Annotated in this window: 11 protein-coding genes and 2 pseudogenes; 6 read left to right on the plus strand and 7 right to left on the minus strand. The window is 56.3% G+C overall.

Annotated features, from left to right (window positions below; genetic code table 11):
* The 4 genes from VGC62_RS08655 to VGC62_RS08670 all read left to right on the plus strand — a co-directional run.
* On the plus strand, nucleotides 1-2,328 hold a 2,328-nt coding region (locus VGC62_RS08655), incomplete at its 5' end, for an efflux RND transporter permease subunit (protein WP_331186660.1).
* The gene (locus tag VGC62_RS08660; protein WP_331186661.1) at nucleotides 2,328-3,722 is read left to right on the plus strand and encodes a TolC family protein; all 1,395 of its coding nucleotides are present in this window, start codon (nucleotides 2,328-2,330) and stop codon (nucleotides 3,720-3,722) included. The genes VGC62_RS08655 and VGC62_RS08660, both read left to right, overlap by 1 nt.
* A 176-nt stretch (nucleotides 3,723-3,898) precedes the next feature.
* Nucleotides 3,899-5,011 carry a tetratricopeptide repeat protein gene (locus VGC62_RS08665; protein WP_331186662.1) on the plus strand — a complete coding sequence of 371 codons (1,113 nt, stop codon included), beginning with the start codon at nucleotides 3,899-3,901 and terminating at the stop codon, nucleotides 5,009-5,011.
* Nucleotides 5,012-5,382: 371 nt separating this feature from the next.
* Complete coding sequence (locus VGC62_RS08670; RefSeq protein WP_331186663.1) at nucleotides 5,383-5,745, plus strand: histone-like nucleoid-structuring protein, MvaT/MvaU family; 363 nt, start codon at nucleotides 5,383-5,385, stop codon at nucleotides 5,743-5,745.
* Nucleotides 5,746-6,230: 485 nt separating this feature from the next.
* On the opposite strand, the pseudogene VGC62_RS08675 reads toward VGC62_RS08670, so the two are convergent.
* A pseudogene (locus tag VGC62_RS08675) lies at nucleotides 6,231-6,862 on the minus strand (DUF4946 domain-containing protein).
* A gap of 70 nt (nucleotides 6,863-6,932) precedes the next feature.
* Here VGC62_RS08675 and gloA point away from each other — a divergent pair.
* Complete coding sequence (gene gloA, locus VGC62_RS08680) at nucleotides 6,933-7,457, plus strand: lactoylglutathione lyase (protein WP_331186664.1); 525 nt, start codon at nucleotides 6,933-6,935, stop codon at nucleotides 7,455-7,457.
* A gap of 148 nt (nucleotides 7,458-7,605) precedes the next feature.
* Here gloA and ahpF read toward each other — a convergent pair whose 3' ends face one another.
* From ahpF to VGC62_RS08695, 3 genes are all read right to left on the minus strand, one after another.
* Nucleotides 7,606-9,168, minus strand: coding sequence for an alkyl hydroperoxide reductase subunit F (ahpF, locus tag VGC62_RS08685; protein ID WP_331186665.1), 1,563 nt, complete (start codon nucleotides 9,166-9,168; stop codon nucleotides 7,606-7,608).
* 158 nt (nucleotides 9,169-9,326) lie between these two features.
* The gene (ahpC, locus tag VGC62_RS08690; RefSeq protein WP_331186666.1) at nucleotides 9,327-9,890 is read right to left on the minus strand and encodes an alkyl hydroperoxide reductase subunit C; all 564 of its coding nucleotides are present in this window, start codon (nucleotides 9,888-9,890) and stop codon (nucleotides 9,327-9,329) included.
* A gap of 102 nt (nucleotides 9,891-9,992) precedes the next feature.
* Entirely contained in the window at nucleotides 9,993-10,955 is a 963-nt protein-coding gene (locus VGC62_RS08695) for a site-specific integrase (protein WP_331186667.1), read from the minus strand.
* 178 nt (nucleotides 10,956-11,133) lie between these two features.
* On the opposite strand from VGC62_RS08695, the gene VGC62_RS08700 reads away from it, so the two are divergent.
* On the plus strand, nucleotides 11,134-12,162 hold the full coding sequence (locus VGC62_RS08700) for a DNA-binding protein (RefSeq protein ID WP_331186668.1): 1,029 nt from the start codon (nucleotides 11,134-11,136) through the stop codon (nucleotides 12,160-12,162).
* Between the two features lie 36 nt (nucleotides 12,163-12,198).
* On the opposite strand, the pseudogene VGC62_RS08705 reads toward VGC62_RS08700, so the two are convergent.
* The 3 genes and pseudogenes from VGC62_RS08705 to galU form a co-directional block, all read right to left on the minus strand.
* Nucleotides 12,199-13,875 (minus strand): annotated as a pseudogene (locus VGC62_RS08705) (ATP-binding protein); the annotation flags it as partial.
* 118 nt (nucleotides 13,876-13,993) lie between these two features.
* A complete protein-coding gene (gene gorA, locus VGC62_RS08710) occupies nucleotides 13,994-15,349 on the minus strand; it encodes a glutathione-disulfide reductase (RefSeq protein WP_331186669.1) in 1,356 nt (451 codons plus the stop codon).
* 150 nt (nucleotides 15,350-15,499) lie between these two features.
* Complete coding sequence (galU, locus tag VGC62_RS08715) at nucleotides 15,500-16,330, minus strand: UTP--glucose-1-phosphate uridylyltransferase GalU (RefSeq protein WP_331186670.1); 831 nt, start codon at nucleotides 16,328-16,330, stop codon at nucleotides 15,500-15,502.
* Nucleotides 16,331-16,379: the final 49 nt, after the last annotated feature.

The following is a 16,379-nucleotide window of genomic DNA, read 5'->3' on the forward strand; positions in this document are numbered from 1 at the left end:
GCGGTCGCAATCCCGATTTTCCAGCGCCCTGGCTCAAACGCCATCGATATTTCCAACGAAGTGCGCGCCGAAATGGAACTGCTCAAGAAGAGCTTCCCCGAAGGCATGGACTACAGCATCGTTTATGACCCGACGATCTTCGTGCGTGGTTCTATCGAAGCGGTGGTTCATACCTTGTTCGAAGCGCTGATCCTCGTGGTTCTGGTGGTGATCCTGTTCCTGCAGACTTGGCGCGCTTCGATTATCCCGCTGGCCGCCGTGCCGGTGTCGTTGATCGGTACCTTCGCCGTCATGCACTTGTTTGGCTTCTCGCTCAACGCCTTGTCGCTGTTCGGATTGGTCTTGGCCATTGGCATCGTGGTGGACGATGCCATCGTGGTGGTGGAGAACGTCGAGCGTAATATCGAGCTTGGACACGAGCCGATGGAGGCGACGCAAATCGCCATGAAAGAGGTGACAGGCCCGATCATCGCAACAGCCCTGGTGCTGTGTGCGGTGTTCGTACCGGCCGCCTTCATTTCCGGTCTCACCGGGCAATTCTATAAACAGTTTGCCTTGACGATTGCTATATCGACCGTCATCTCGGCGTTCAACTCCCTGACCCTGTCGCCAGCGCTTGCCGCCGTGCTGCTGCGCAGCCACAACGCGCCAAAGGACGGCTTCTCGAAATTCCTCGACAAACTGTTGGGTGGATGGCTGTTCCGTCCCTTCAACCGCTTCTTCATCAAGGCCAGTAATGGTTATGTCGGTGCGGTCGGTCGGGTGATTCGCGTCAGCGGTGTGGCACTGGTGGTATATGCGGGGCTGATCGTCTTGACCTGGCTGGGGTTTTCCAGCACACCCACCGGTTTCGTTCCGGCGCAGGATAAGCAATACCTGGTGGCGTTCGCCCAATTGCCGGACGCTGCGAGCCTGGACCGCACCGAAGACGTGATCAAGCAGATGTCCGAGATCGCCCTCAAGCAGCCGGGCGTTGAAAATGCGATTGCCTTTCCCGGGTTGTCTATCAACGGGTTCACCAACAGTCCCAACTCCGGCATTGTCTTCGTGGCCCTCAAGCCGTTTGAAGACCGCAAGCTTGCCAGCGAATCGGCCGGTGCCATTGCCGGAGCACTGAACGGCAAGTTCAGCTCGATCCAGGAAGCCTACATGGCGATCTTCCCGCCGCCGCCGGTTCAGGGCCTGGGCACCATCGGTGGTTTCCGTCTGCAGATCGAGGACCGGGGCAACCTGGGCTACGACGAGCTCTATAAAGAGACGATGAACATCATCACCAAAAGCCGCAGCGTGCCGGAACTGGCGGGGTTGTTCACCAGTTACACGGTCAACGTGCCGCAGGTCGATGCGGCCATCGACCGTGAGAAAGCCAAGACCCATGGCGTTCCGATCAGCGACATCTTCGACACCTTGCAGGTGTACCTGGGCTCACTGTATGCCAACGACTTCAACCGTTTCGGTCGCACCTATCAAGTCAACGTTCAGGCTGAACAGCAGTTCCGTCAGGACGCCGAACAGATCGGTCAGTTGAAAGTACGCAACAACCTGGGCGAGATGATACCGCTGGCAACGCTGCTCAAGGTCACCGACACCTCAGGCCCGGACCGCGTGATGCACTACAACGGCTTCATCACTGCCGAGATCAACGGCGCGGCAGGCCCGGGCTTCAGTTCAGGCCAGGCGCAGGTAGCGATAGAAAAACTGCTCAAAGAGCAACTGCCCAACGGCATGACCTACGAGTGGACCGACCTGACGTATCAACAGATTCTCTCGGGCAACACGGCGCTGCTGGTATTCCCGCTCTGCGTGCTATTGGCGTTCCTTGTGCTGGCGGCCTTGTATGAAAGCTGGAGCCTGCCACTGGCGGTGATCCTGATCGTACCGATGACGCTGTTGTCAGCCATTGCCGGTGTGATCATTGCGGGCAGCGACAACAATATCTTCACCCAAATCGGCTTGATCGTACTGGTGGGCCTTGCGTGTAAAAACGCGATCCTCATCGTCGAATTTGCCAAGGATGAACAAGAGAAAGGCAAGACCCCGCTGGAGGCTGTTTTGGAAGCCTGCCGTCTGCGTCTGCGTCCGATCCTGATGACCTCGTTCGCCTTCATCATGGGCGTGGTGCCACTGGTTCTGTCCAGCGGTGCCGGTGCCGAAATGCGTCACGCCATGGGTGTCGCGGTGTTCTCCGGAATGCTTGGTGTGACCTTCTTCGGTCTGCTACTGACGCCGGTTTTCTATGTCCTGATTCGTAACCACGTAGAACGCAAACAGGCGCGTAAAGCAGCCAAGGCACTGCGCGTTCAGAACATCGCTTCGGAGGCTCATTAATGAAGGCTGCAAAACTCTTCCTGCCGAGCCTGTTGGTCCTGGCGCTGGCGGCCTGCGCCGTCGGCCCTGACTACAAGACGCCGGATACCGCCGCAGCCAATATTCAGGCCGCTCAAGGCAAATACGACCGCGAACACACAGAAACCATCTGGTGGCAGCAGTTCGACGACCCGACCCTGAACAAGCTAGTGGCCGAATCGCTGCAAGGTAACCGCGAGCTGCGCATTGCCTTCGCCCGCCTGAAGGCCGCTCGCGCCATCCGCGATGACATCAGTAACGATGCCATGCCCGTGGTGACCAGCCGCGCCAGCAGCCAGGTCGGTCGAGCTCAGGTGCCGGGGGAAACCGAGCACCGAGTCAACCAGGAGCGCTATGACCTGGGCCTGGACATGGCGTGGGAAATCGATCTGTTTGGTCGCATCCAGCGAGAACTGGAAGCCAGTGAGGCGGATCAGCAAGTGGCCGAAGCCAATCTGTATCAACTGCAAGTGACCATGATTGCCGAGTTGGTAGATGCGTACGGTCAACTGCGTGGCGCACAACTGCGTGAAGGGATTGCCCGGGATAACCTGAAAAACCAGCAAAACTCCCGTGGCGTCACCGTGCAATTACGCGACGAAGGCGTGGGTAACGAAATCGACGTAGTACGTGCCGATGCTCGACTGGCGGCGGTGGAAGCAACCATTCCACAACTGCAAGCCGAGCAAGTGCGCGAGAAAAACCGTATCGCGACCTTGCTGGGTGAGCGCGCTGATGCAATGACTGTGGACCTAAGCCCGACCAAGCTGCCAGCAATCTCCAAAGCGCTACCGATCGGCGATCCAACCAGGTTGCTGCATAACCGTCCCGACGTTCTCAGTGCCGAACGCCAATTGGCGGCACAGACGGCGAGGATCGGCGTACAGACTGCAGACCTGTTCCCGCGGGTCAGCTTGAGTGGGTTCCTGGGCTTTACGGCCAGCCGTGGTTCACAACTGGGGTCGGGAGCCGCCCAAGCCTGGGGCCTGGGGCCGAGCATCACCTGGGCAGCCTTTGACCTGGGCAGCGTAAGAGCGCGTATTCGTGGCGCCAACGCTGATGCCGAAGGTGCGCTGGCGAACTACGAGCAACAGGTGTTGTTGGCACTGGAAGAAACCGAGAACGCGTTCAGTGATTACGACAAGCGCCAACAGCGCCTGGTGTCGCTGGTGCGTCAGAGTGAGTCCAGCCGCTCCGCCGCCAACCTGGCCTCGATCCAGTACCGCGAAGGCACGGCCGACTTCCTCGTCCTGCTCGATGCCGAACGTGAGCGCCTGGCGGCAGAAGACACCCAGGCCCAGGCCGAAATCGAGGTCTATCGCGGCATCGTCGCGATTTACAAAGCGTTGGGCGGCGGCTGGCAGCCGAGCGCCTGATACTCGATCAAGCGCGACGAGGCGTCTCACGGGTCGCCCCTCAAGCCCTGCACTCATAAGGTGCAGGGCTTTTTATTGGCTTATTTTCGGAGCCGGACAAACACCAAAGACGATTGCCGTTTGACACACAGCGGTCACTCCCCGAAGCTGCTGAGCCTATAGAAATGGAAATCGACATGCCAAAATCGCCTTCCCAGGGCCCATCGTCCACCTCCATGCCCACTTCCAATAGTCGCCGTCGCTGGCCGCTTGCAATAGCGCTCGCACTGCTGTTTACGGTGGCTATCGTTGGGATACTGATTCACCGGAGCTGGAACGCCACCCCCACTGCCGCGCCGCTCAGTCACAACTACGCCGAGGCGCTGGAGCTGGCGCATAACGGCAAGCCTGGGGCCGCCCGCGTGCTGTACCAGCAGTTGGGCCGGACCGACCTGTCAGATATCCGTCGGGCAGGCTTGCTGACCGAGCTTGCCAACTACCCCAGTCCTCAGGCGCTCAAGTTACTGAAAGCCGGCCTCAAGCAGTCGTCTGTACTGAGCCGCCAGGCCGCAATCGATGCCGTCGGTGCGATGGTCCCTGCTGCGCAACGCAGCATGTTGATCGGTCCACTGCTGGAAGACCCTGACCAAGCCGTACGTTTTAGCGCCGCCAACGCATTGCTGGGTTTGACGCCGGACGACGTCGGGCTGTATTTCGGGCCGCTGCAGCTGGTTACCGAACAATATGAAAGCGCGCTGGCAGCGCAGCCACCGAGCGGACAAAGCCAAGTCCAATTGGCCAGGCTTTACATGACCACAGGCGCGCAGCAAAAGGCTGCCGCCGCGCTGGAACTGGCGTTAAGTCTGGAGCCTCACAATCTACAGGCCGGCCTGACACAGGTTGAACTGCTCGACAAACAGGGGCAGACCGATCGCTCTCGCCAACAGCTAGCACAATTGCTCGACAAGCATCCGCAATCCTCATTGCTGCAACACGCACTTGGGCTTTGGCTATTGGGCCACGGTCAGCATGAATATGCCCTGCTCGCGCTTGCCAAGGCGGTGGAGCTTGAGCCAGAAAACACTGGCTATCGATATGATCTGGCCGTGGCGCTTCACGATCTGGAGCAACTGGAACCCGCCCAGCGGCAACTGGAAGATATTCTGCAACGTCAACCCGCCAACCGTCGCGCACGCATCCTGCTGATTCATTACTGGAAGGAAAACGGGCAACTGCAAAAAGTACAGGTGCTGCTCGCCGAGCTTGAACAGCAGAACCCGGACGACCCTGCGTTGCAACAAGGGCTGTAGAGCGCACACGATTAGGCTGAGTAACCGTCGATAGTTTCCAACTTGACCCAAGTCTCGGAAATTACTTACACCGATCTAGTCCACTCAGTACAGTTTTTGTCAGAAGCCCATAAGTGGTAATGCCTTCTTCATATAGTAAATTGCATAAAGACTGTTTTCTAAGTGAAAAAAAACGTGCATGATTTGCCCGTAGCAAACTACAACTACCTTTCCCCACTGACGTGCAGCTGACAGTTCATCGTTAGTTTCCGTGATTGATCAATCATGTGGGGGACTGCGGGGTAGAAAACACAATGAGCACAAGACCATGAACAGCGTCTATGTCGCTTCCGTTGGGCTGATAACAGCCATTCACCGTCGGAGTACACTATTTGTCCAGACTTGCCGAGTTTCGAGCAGCAGAAAAAGCCCTTCAGGAGCAGCTCGCACAGCTGGAAAACCTGAAGAATGACGCCGGACTGAAGAAGGAGATCGAATTCGAACAGAAATTGCAGAGTTTGATGACAACCTACGACAAGAGCCTACGTGACATCATCGCGATCCTCGATCCGAATCCATCGACATCGTTTGCCGTGCTAGCAGGCCCCAAACGTCGTCGTGCTCGCGTTGTGAAGGTTTACCAAAACCCGCACACGGGTGAACTGATCGAAACCAAAGGTGGCAATCACCGCGGTTTGAAATCCTGGAAAGAGCAATACGGTGTCGACACAGTCGATTCCTGGTTGCGCGGCTGATTTCACTGTTCCGATATAAATGTCGATGACACAAGAGCCCCGCATGCCGGGGCTTTTTATTGACGCTGTTAATTTAACGCGCTGCCGGCGATATAGCAGATCCCAAGATACATACGCAAAATGCAACAATGCCAGGTCGTTCGTTCAAGTTCGTTTAAGTTGATACGCAGTGTGCGCCATGAACCGCACGGCATCTGATCTTTTTATTGCAACGCAACATACTCAACCGCCCCCGCTTGACACAGTGCAATCGAAGTTATCGTTGAGACTTTTGAAAGAATCCATTTGTCTTTCGACCTTTACCACATGGAACATGTGTGTGTGCCTATAAGCGTCGGAGCATGGATGCAACATGGGCTTCTCTTCACATTTTTTTCACACGTCGCCCCTCAGGATGGACACAGCTAAAGGATTAGCACCCCATGCCCGCTTCGGCGGGCTTCTTTATGCTTCGCGCTTACGCTCATTGCCTGCAATCGGGTCATTCATCGCGCGGTGTTAAGCTGCAAACCCTCCCTAATGCGCAATACCTCATCCTTGTTGCTGGCGTAGCCTGCGGCGGATCCGGCATACGACAACGACCACGCCATCTCTTTGTCCGCTGCGGCGACCAGCGTTTGCGTCATCACATGCGCACCGTTTTGCGTAATGGTGCAGGTGGTTTCCATCGCTGGCATCCCGCTCAGCGTGCTTTCTTTCATCTGAGTGCAGACACTCTGAAACCCGCTCCGGGCGAAGTTGACCTGTATCGCTTTGCGCATTTGCAACAGTACGCCCTGCACATTCACGGCATGCCCCGCTTGCAGATGCGACTGCGTCAGTTCCACGACCATTGCAGGATCACCGTTTTCGTCGTTTTTCACCGCGCGCTGACGAATCTGCACTGAAGGCGAGTCTGTCGCTGTGTCTGAAGGAGGTAAAGACTCCACCTCCCAGCCCGCAGGCCAGGTAATCAGCGAATCGCCCGCCTGCGCGCAACTGATGCCTGACAGCAGGCACGCACCGATCAACAACGTTCTGTAATGCAGAGAAGCCATGTTCGATACCTGAGCGACGAGCCGGAAAGTGTGAGCCAGCAATACCTCGGGAACAAGGACAAACCGTTGGTTAGGTGCATTAGTGTTTGGCTCGCCGCCATCAGCGCCGTATTATTTCGGAATACTTGCACCTTTCATCTGGAGCTATCCATGAGCCTGCACGACCTGAACACGTTCCCCGGTGTCACCGCTCACCCCGAAGCGAGCACTCAGCAATTTGTGTTCAACCACACGATGCTGCGCGTTAAAAACGCCACCGCTTCGCTGGACTTTTACACCCGCGTGCTGGGTTTCAGCCTGGTCGAAAAGCGCGACTTTCCAGAAGCAGAATTCAGCCTGTACTTCCTGGCGCTGGTGGACAAGGCACAGATCCCCGAAGACGATGCCGCACGCACCGTGTGGATGAAAGGCATTCCGGGCATCCTGGAATTGACCCATAACCATGGCACCGAAAACGATCCTTCATTCGCCTACCACAACGGCAACACCGACCCGCGCGGCTTCGGTCACATCTGCATCTCCGTGCCGGATGTACAAAGCGCCTGCGAGCGCTTTGAAGCGCTGGGCGTCGATTTCCAGAAGCGCTTGACTGACGGCCGCATGAAAAGCCTGGCGTTCATCAAAGACCCTGACGGGTATTGGGTGGAAATCATTCAGCCAACACCGGTTGGCTAAAAAACCCCAGAGCCCTGACATCTCGTCAACCCGAAGCACCGTTGGCGAGCATGCCGGCGCACACATTTATAGCGACCTATCGCCGAAATAAAAAAACCTCAGGATCACTCATGAGGTTTTTTGTTTCAGTGTCCGACCGCTCAGAGAGTCAAGCCGGTGCGCTGGTGCGGATCAGGTAATCAAATGCGCTCAGCGAAGCCTTGGCCCCCTCACCCAGTGCAATCACGATCTGCTTGTATGGCACAGTCGTCACGTCACCCGCGGCGAAAATACCAGGAATCGACGTCTCACCACGTGGATCTATGACGATCTCTCCACGAGGCGACAACTCGACAGTTCCTTTAAGCCACTCACTGTTGGGCAGCAGACCAATCTGCACGAAGATGCCTTCCAGTTCTATGGTGAGTTCTTCGCCGGTAATGCGGTTTTTGTAGCGCAAGCCGTTGACCTTTTGCCCATCGCCAGTCACCTCGGTGGTCAGCGCACTGGTCAGCACTGTCACGTTCGGCAGGCTGTGCAGTTTGCGTTGCAGCACAGCGTCAGCCCGCAAGCTGCTGTCGAACTCAAGCAGCGTGACATGCGACACAATACCGGCCAGGTCGATGGCGGCTTCAACGCCGGAGTTACCACCGCCGATCACCGAAACACGCTTGCCTTTGAACAATGGACCGTCGCAATGCGGGCAGTACGCCACGCCTTTGTTGCGGTATTGCTGCTCACCCGGGACGTTCATCTCCCTCCAGCGTGCGCCAGTGGAGAGGATCACTGTCTTGGATTTCAGCACCGCACCGTTGGCGAATCTGACCTGATGCAGTTCGCCGTTTTTGCCAGGGATTAGCTGATCGGCGCGTTGCAGGTTCATGATGTCAACTTCGTACTCCTTGACGTGCTCCTCCAGTGCCACAGCCAGTTTCGGCCCTTCGGTGTGCTGCACGGAGATGAAGTTCTCAATCGCCATGGTATCGAGCACCTGACCGCCAAAGCGTTCAGCCGCAACACCGGTACGAATGCCTTTACGGGCCGCGTAGATTGCCGCAGCGGAACCGGCTGGCCCACCGCCGACCACCAGCACATCAAACGCCTCTTTGGCATTGAGCTTTTCAGCCTGACGATCACCGGCACTGGTGTCGATCTTCGCCAGAATTTCTTCCAGGTTCATACGACCCTGGGCAAACAGTTCGCCGTTAAGGTAAACGCTCGGCACCGACATGATCTGACGTTCAGTCACTTCCGCCTGGAACAGGCTGCCTTCAACGGCCACGTGTTGCACATTCGGATTCAGCACCGCCAGCAGGTTCAGCGCCTGGACCACATCCGGGCAATTCTGGCAGCTTAGCGAGAAATAGGTTTCGAACTTGTACTCCCCCGTCAACGAGCGAGCCTGTTCGATCGTGTCTTCGCTGGCCTTGGATGGGTAGCCGCCCACTTGCAGCAACGCCAATACCAACGACGTGAACTCATGCCCCATGGGCAGACCGGCAAAGCGCAGGCTGATGTTTTCGCCTGGGCTGTTCAATGCGAACGATGGTGTGCGCACATCGGTGCCGTCGGTTTTCAGGGTGATTCGGCTGGAGCTATTGACGATGTCATTGAGCAACGCCAGCATTTCCTGCGATTTCGCGCCGTCATCGAGGGACGCGACGATATCGATTGGGCGAGTGATGCGCTCCAGGTACGATTTCAATTGAGCTTTGAGATTGGCGTCCAACATGAGGCGGCTTCCTTTTCAAAAGATGTAGTGCTTTTCAAGAGTCAAAAGCTTTTCAGGACTTAAAAAAAAGCCCGAGCGTTGACCGCCCGGGCATTTTTTGGGGGCGATGCGGTTTACATGCTCAAGAGCTCATCGCTCCCGGTCCCTTTCATCAGGACTTAGATCTTACCGACCAGGTCGAGGGACGGAGCCAGAGTGGCCTCGCCTTCTTTCCATTTGGCTGGGCAAACTTCGCCCGGGTGAGCAGCGACATACTGAGCTGCCTTGATTTTACGCAGCAGTTCGGAAGCGTCACGGCCAACACCGCCGTCGTTCAGCTCAACGATCTTGATCTGACCTTCTGGGTTGATCACGAAAGTACCGCGATCAGCCAGACCTGCTTCTTCGATCAGCACGTCGAAGTTGCGGGAGATGGCCAAGGTTGGGTCGCCGATCATGGTGTATTTGATTTTGCCGATTGCTGGCGAGGTGTTGTGCCAGGCAGCATGAGCAAAGTGGGTATCGGTCGACACGCTGTAGATTTCAACGCCCAGTTTCTGGAAAGCGTCGTAGTTGTCAGCCAGGTCTTCCAGCTCGGTTGGGCAGACGAAGGTAAAGTCAGCCGGATAGAAGAACACTACAGACCATTTGCCTTTCAGGTCTGCGTCCGACACGTCTACGAAGTCGCCGTTACGGTATGCAGCTGCTTTGAACGGTTTTACTTGGCTGTTGATGATAGGCATCGGGTGAATCTCCTTAGGGGTTGTGAAATCTATGGGGAGGATCTTACGCACAATCGTCGGCATCGGCTCATTGGTAAAGCTCATGCGCACGATTGGTTTTCACTATAAAAGAGGTTTGTTAATAGAAGAAATTTGTCTGATCCCTTCGTTGGTTTTTTCGAATGAGACAAACGGCGATGCTTCGATGTAACGCATGGCCGATTTAATGTCCTTCCAACCTACATAACTCATCAAGGATTTCAAGTCCCAGCCGCTGCGGTGTGCCCAATTGGCAAAGCCTCGACGCAGGGAATGGCTGGTGTATTGGGCTGCGGGAATACCCGCGCGCGCCAACGCCTGGCGCAATAACGGAATGACGCTGTTGGCGTGCAGCCCCTCTTCGCCCAGATGGCCCCAGCGGTCAACCGCGCGAAACACCGGACCGCGAACCAACGCCGAACAATTGATCCATTCGATATAAGCCTGCACCGGACAGAGCCGTTGCAGGGCGGGCGTCTGTACGGTGCTGCCGAGATTATCCCGATCACTTTTACTGCGCGGCAGATACATCGTAATGCCCGAACCCGACACCGCCTGGACGTGCTCCACGTGCAGGCGACACAACTCGTCGCTGCGAAACCCCCTCCAGAAACCCAGCAGGATCAACGCTGAGTCGCGCCGGCAACGCAACACGACCGAATGATCCCCGCGAGCGGCAGCCTGCTGTGCCTGGATATCAAGCCAGTCAATGACCTGCTCCAGATGGTGTAGCTGCAAGGGTTGCGCTTGCTTTTCCTGAACCGGGTGCAACGCCCGAATGCCTTTGAACACCTTACGCACCATGGGCGCTTTGGTGGGATCTGCAAATCCCTGACTGCTGTGCCACTGCGCGATGGCTGACAGCCGCAGCTTCAGGGTGTTGATCGAGAGCGTACCGGCGTACGCGGCGAGATAGCGCGCGACACCCTCGGCCGTCGCCGGCAGAAACCCACCCCACTCCACCTCGAAATGCTCAATGCCCGCTCGATAGCTGCGACGCGTGTTATCGCGAGTGGCCGCCTCAAGGTATCGATCAAGATCATTCATCAAGCAGTTGGCTCCACTGACGTACAGAAAAACCACGCAAAAAAGCAGTAATGGCCCATGACGCGGGATAATACCAGTATATCCCGCTTCATAATCTTGAATTTATAGCGCAGAATATTCTTGAATCATAGTACGTAATAGTTATTACGTACCACAGTACGAAATCGTAGGGGAAGATATGGCTCGTGGCGGCGTAAACAAGGCAGTGGTGCAGGCTGCGCGGCTGGCATTGCTCGCCCGTGGCGAACATCCCAGCATTGATGCAGTACGTATTGAAATGGGCAATACGGGCTCAAAAACCACTATCCACCGCTATTTGCGCGAACTGGACGACTCCATCAGTGAGCACCCTCTTCCAGAAATCGACGATGAATTGACAACCCTGGTGGCCCGACTTTCACAGCGCCTGAGAGAGCAAGCCCAGGTACAGCTGGACGAGGCGCAGGCCAGACTGGATGCAAAAGAAACGCTGATGCGTGATGCATTGAAATCCACGGAAAAGCAGTTGAGCGAACTCAGTGATCGCTATACCGCGCAGACCCTGGCATTCAACGCGCAAACGGCGGCCCTAAACGCCACCCAAGAAACGTTACAAGCCGAGCAAACGACCAATGCCCGCCTGAACCAAGCGCTCAGCGACATGACAGCGCGCCTTTCAGACAAAGACGAACAGATCCGCTCATTGGAGGAAAAGCATCTGCACACCCGCGACGCGCTGGAGCATTACCGCAACGCGATCAAGGATCAGCGCGAACAAGAGCAGCGCCGTCATGAACACCAAGTGCAGCAAGTACAGATGGAGCTGCGCCAGGCGCAACAGCAGGCGTCAGTTCGCCAGGACGAGCTCACCCAACTGAACAGAGATAACGAACGACTGCTGGCCGAGGCTCGACTCACAGCGCGAGAGTTGAATGAGCGATTGGCCCAACTAACACAGTCAGAAACAAAGGCGTCAACACTGGGCGATCAGTTCAAACACTCGCAAACCCACTGCGCCTTGCTGCAAGAGCGCTTGCAAAAAGCCCAAAGCGAAAGCGAAGAGCTGAAACTACGCGTGACAGAACGCGAGCAGCAGAGTCGTGTGCTGGAATTGATTTTGATCAAGACCGAAGTGGCACTGGAGAATCTGCGGGCGGAAAAAACCAAGAAAGAAGAAGCCCCCACTGCTGAGAACTCCGAACATGTGCCACTTGAGCCTAAGCCCTAGGACCTGCGGTCTGGAATCAGCGCCGAGGGCGCTGCTTCACGCGGCCTCGATCAGCCTGCGCACCCGCTGTGCAAGGTCATCGACACTGAAAGGCTTGGCCAGCATGTCCATGCCTTCAGCGAGAAAGTCGCCACGCACCTGGGCATTACGCGCGTAGCCCGTGACGAACAACACCTTCAACCCAGGACTATATTGGCGGGCGATCTCAGCGAGCTGACGGCCATCCATCCCTGGCAGACCCACATCACTGACCAGCAAATCAATACGTTCGCCACCCTGCAAAACCGCCAATGCAGCCGGCCCATCCGCCGCGTCAAGCACGCAATAGCCTAGGTCTCGTAACGCATCGACAACCAGCATGCGTACATCCGACTCGTCTTCGACGACCAATATACACTCACCCTGATTTGCCCGAGGCGACGCCGGCCCTTCGTCGACGCAAGCAAGTCGCTCATCAGGCTGCGCATGGCACGGCAAATACAACTCGATCCGCGTGCCTTTTGCCACAACGCTGTCGAGCAGCACATGACCACCCGTTTGATTAATGAAGCCGTAAACCATCGACAAACCAAGCCCCGTCCCTTGACCGATAGGTTTGGTGGTGAAAAACGGGTCGAAAGCTCGGGCAATGACCTCGGACGACATTCCGCAACCCGTGTCCCGAACACCAAGACGGACATAGTCCCCCGGGGTCAACCCATCATGTGCCACATCGACATGAACAACCTCGGTACGAATCAATAATCGCCCGCCTTCCGGCATCGCATCCCGGGCGTTGATCACCAGATTCAGCAACGCGTTTTCCAACTGATGCTCATCGGTATTGATCAGCCGCATCGAACGACTGAGGTCGACTTGCAGTTCGATATTCTCTCCGATAGTGCGACGCAGCAGCTCCTCCATGGAAACCACCATGCAGTTGACGTCCACCGGCTGCGGGTTCAGCGACTGGCGACGGGCAAATGCCAACAACCGGTGCGTGAGTGAAGCTGCACGATTGGCCGAACTCATGGCGGCCTCGATATAGCGATCGATGTCGGTCACGCGCCCGGCAGCAACCCGGCGCTGGATCAGATCCAATGCCCCGAGCACGCCAGTGAGCATGTTATTGAAGTCATGGGCGATACCGCCGGTGAGTTGACCGATGGCGTCCATCTTTTGCGCGTGACGCAGGGCTTCCTCGGCATGGGCGCGCTCGATGATCTCAACTTGCAGCAGTTGGTTGGCAGTCGCCAACTCACGAGTACGCGCAGCAACTCGCTGCTCCAGGCTGTCATTGAGCTCGCGCAACGCTTCCTCGGCACTCACTTGCGCGGTGATGTCGGTGCTGGTGCCCAACCAGTATGTGATACGTCCCTGTTCATCACGAATGGGCAGCGCACGCGACAAAAACCAGCGATAAAGCCCGTCCTTGCCACGCAGCGGAAAGGTGTCTTCCCAGATCGAGCCGGTGGCGAAACATCGAGTCAAGCGCGCGTTGACCCGCTCGACATGATCGGGATGATGGAGCGAGCGCCAGCCCAACGCCAGCATCGCCTCAAGCGAAGTGCCGGTGTAGCTGTACCAGCGCGCGTTGTACCAATAGATGCCTCCAGCAGGATCGGCAATCCACGCCAGTTGGCTCATGTTGTCGGCAAGCGTACGAAACTGCCGCTCGCTTTCTCGCAGCGCCTCAGCCTTGGGCAGCTCGTTGTCGTCTGGTCCTACGCGATTCAAGGGCATAGATGCCGGCAAGCTCTTGCTGTTCAAAATGGATCCTTCCCTCTTCTTACCTTACGACCCGGGCCTCGTCCATGACACCGGGCTGACGACTATTACATCCTGCGAAAGGTCAGCGTGTGACCGTGCGCATGGTTACAAACTCTTCTGCCGCAGTTGGATGCACACCAATCGTGTCATCGAAAATCCGTTTGGTGGCGCCCGCCTTAAGCGCGATGGCCAAACTCTGGATGAGTTCGCCCGCATCCGGCCCCACCATGTGGCATCCGAGCACCTTGTCAGTGTTCACGTCCACCACCAGTTTCATCAATGTGCGCTCCTGATCGTCTGTCAGGCTCAATTTCATAGGCCGAAAACGACTCTCAAAGACGTGAACCTGGTGTCCCGCTTTTTTTGCATCCTCTTCAGTTAGGCCAACAGTGCCAATGTTGGGCAAACTGAACACCGCAGTCGGGATGTGAGTGTAGTCAACCGGGCGGTATTCATCGGGTTTGAAGAGCCGACGGGCGACCGCCATTCCTTCAGCCAGCGCCACCGGCGTCAGCGGGACGCGCCCTATGACATCGCCAATAGCGAGAATCGAGGGCTCGCTGGTCTGGTAGTTGTCGTTGACTTCGACGAAGCCCTTGCCATTGAGCTGAACATCGACCGTATCAAGGCCCAGGTCGTCGAGCATTGGCCGACGTCCCGTCGCGTAGAAGACACAATCGGTGTTCAGTGAGCGGCCGTCCTTCAATTCAACTTGCAATGTGCCATCGGCCAGCTTTTCGATGCTCGCGATGTCTGTATTAAATTGAATACCCAGCCCCTGCTTGGTCAGCTCTTCGCGCAGATGCTGACGCACGCTGCCATCGAAACCGCGCAAGAACAGCTCGCCCCGGTACATCAGTGTCGTATCGGCCCCCATGCCAAGAAAGATAGAGGCGAACTCCACGGCAATGTAACCACCCCCAACCACTACAATTCGTTTGGGAAGCTGATCGAGGAAGAATGCGTCGTTAGAGGTAATCGCATGCTCCCTGCCAGGGAACTCAGGCACCTGTGGCCAGCCGCCGGTCGCGATAAGGATATGCTCGGCAGTATGAATCTGACCGTTGATTTCAACTTCATGGGGGCCGCGGAGTCTGGCATGCCCTTCTATCAGTGTGACACCGCTGCTTTTGAGCAGGTTGCGGTAAATCTCATTGAGTCGATGGATTTCACGATCCTTGTTGGCGATCAGTGTCGACCAATCGAATGAGGTCTCACCCACGGTCCAACCAAACCCTTTCGCATGCTCGAACTCTTCAGAGAAATGCGCCCCGTACACCAACAACTTCTTCGGCACACAACCGACATTGACGCACGTACCGCCCAGATAACGGCTTTCGGCAACAGCCACTCGCGCGCCAAAACCTGCGGAAAACCGTGCTGCACGCACGCCGCCCGAGCCAGCACCAATCACAAACAGGTCGAAGTCGTAGGCCATCATTTCCTCCTTAACAGATCGCTAGCATAACCGCTAAAGCGCCATCGGTCAGCGCCGTAAGACAGAAACGACAAAGCCACCCGAAGGTGGCTTTGTCTTACATACAGCAGTATGGCAAAAGCCAGTACAACCGCTTTCGCGCTGGCGCTACTACTGTTTTTTATAGAAGTTTTCAAAGCAGAAGTTGGTCGCCTCGATGTAGCCTTCAGCGCCACCGCAGTCGAAACGTTGGCCTTTGAACTTGTAGGCCAGAACGTTACCTTCGGCAGCCTGTTTCATCAGGGCGTCAGTGATCTGAATTTCACCGCCTTTGCCTGGCTCGGTCTGCTCGATTTTTTCGAAGATGTCTGGCGTCAGAATGTAACGACCGATGATTGCCAGATTGGAGGGCGCATCTTCAGGATTTGGCTTCTCGACCATGTCGGTGACGCGGAACAGGCCTGGCTTGATCTCTTCGCCGGCAATCACACCGTACTTGTTGGTTTCCTGGGGGTTGACCTCCTGGATCGCAACGATGGAGCACTTATATTGATTGTGCAGCTTGACCATCTGGGCCAGAACGCCTTCGCCGTCGAGATTGACGCACAAGTCATCTGCCAACACCACGGCAAATGCTTCGTTACCGATTAATGGACGACCACTGAGAATTGCATGGCCCAAGCCTTTCATTTCGGTCTGACGAGTATAAGCAAAGGTGCATTCGTCGATCAGCTTGCGAATACCGACCAGGTACTTTTCTTTGTCGGTGCCCTTGATTTGATGTTCAAGCTCGTAGCTGATGTCGAAATGGTCTTCCAAAGCACGCTTGCCACGACCTGTAACGATCGAAATTTCAGTCAAACCGGCGGCTAATGCTTCTTCTACGCCGTATTGGATCAGTGGCTTGTTAACAACTGCCAGCATCTCTTTAGGCATGGCTTTGGTCGCTGGCAAAAAGCGAGTGCCGTAACCGGCGGCAGGGAACAAGCATTTCTTGATCATATAAGTCCTTGAGAGGGCTGGTGGTGTTGTGGCGCAGTCTAATCAGGCG

Origin of the sequence: Pseudomonas sp. (assembly GCF_036404235.1) — a bacterium.
Lineage (GTDB): Bacteria > Pseudomonadota > Gammaproteobacteria > Pseudomonadales > Pseudomonadaceae > Aquipseudomonas.

What these genes read in the sequence shown, in the direction of transcription:
- VGC62_RS08660 (WP_331186661.1), top strand. Translation starts at nt 2,328, where the DNA reads ATGAAGGCTGCAAAACTCTTCCTGCCGAGCCTGTTGGTCCTGGCGCTG.
- VGC62_RS08665 (WP_331186662.1), top strand. Translation starts at nt 3,899, where the DNA reads ATGCCAAAATCGCCTTCCCAGGGCCCATCGTCCACCTCCATGCCCACT.
- gloA (WP_331186664.1), top strand. Translation starts at nt 6,933, where the DNA reads ATGAGCCTGCACGACCTGAACACGTTCCCCGGTGTCACCGCTCACCCC.
- ahpF (WP_331186665.1), bottom strand. Translation starts at nt 9,168, where the DNA reads ATGTTGGACGCCAATCTCAAAGCTCAATTGAAATCGTACCTGGAGCGC.
- ahpC (WP_331186666.1), bottom strand. Translation starts at nt 9,890, where the DNA reads ATGCCTATCATCAACAGCCAAGTAAAACCGTTCAAAGCAGCTGCATAC.
- VGC62_RS08695 (WP_331186667.1), bottom strand. Translation starts at nt 10,955, where the DNA reads ATGAATGATCTTGATCGATACCTTGAGGCGGCCACTCGCGATAACACG.
- VGC62_RS08700 (WP_331186668.1), top strand. Translation starts at nt 11,134, where the DNA reads ATGGCTCGTGGCGGCGTAAACAAGGCAGTGGTGCAGGCTGCGCGGCTG.
- gorA (WP_331186669.1), bottom strand. Translation starts at nt 15,349, where the DNA reads ATGGCCTACGACTTCGACCTGTTTGTGATTGGTGCTGGCTCGGGCGGC.
- galU (WP_331186670.1), bottom strand. Translation starts at nt 16,330, where the DNA reads ATGATCAAGAAATGCTTGTTCCCTGCCGCCGGTTACGGCACTCGCTTT.